We start from the raw sequence: 642 nt of genomic DNA on the forward strand, positions 1-642 counted from the left end.
GGACGGTACAACGAGCAGCGAACTCGCGAGGGCAAGCTAATCTCTTAAAACCGTTCTCAGTTCGGACTGCAGTCTGCAACTCGACTGCACGAAGTCGGAATCGCTAGTAATCGCGGATCAGCATGCCGCGGTGAATACGTTCCCGGGCCTTGTACACACCGCCCGTCACACCATGGGAGTTTGCAATGCCCAAAGCCGGTGGCCTAACCTTCGGGAAGGAGCCGTCTAAGGCAGGGCAGATGACTGGGGTGAAGTCGTAACAAGGTAGCCGTAGGAGAACCTGCGGCTGGATCACCTCCTTTCTAAGGAATAAAACGGAAACTACACATGGTCGGAACTTTGTTCAGTTTTGAGAGGTTTACCTCTCAAGCTTGTACTTTGAAAACTAAATAATATTCTATTTTCTAATAATCAAGAAAACCGAGAACACCGCGTTATTTGAGTTGTTTAACGAAATAATCGCTAACTCAATTAACTTAAATGATCGAAGATCATTCAGGTTAAGTTATGAAGGGCGCATGGTGAATGCCTTGGTACTAGGAGCCGATGAAGGACGGGACTAACACCGATATGCTTCGGGGAGCGGTAAGTACGCTTTGATCCGGAGATTTGCGAATGGGGAAACCCAAGCACCTTAGTCGG

2 rRNA genes are annotated in these 642 nt (G+C 48.4%); both read left to right on the top strand.

What is annotated here, in order from left to right:
* A 16S ribosomal RNA gene (locus ACFILA_RS09845) occupies positions 1 to 302 on the top strand; the annotation flags it as partial.
* A 196-nt stretch (positions 303 to 498) separates the two neighbouring features.
* Positions 499 to 642 (top strand): 23S ribosomal RNA (locus ACFILA_RS09850); the annotation flags it as partial.

It is taken from the genome of Bartonella sp. CL71SXKL (genome assembly GCF_042194935.1).
Classification (GTDB): Bacteria; Pseudomonadota; Alphaproteobacteria; order Rhizobiales; family Rhizobiaceae; genus Bartonella.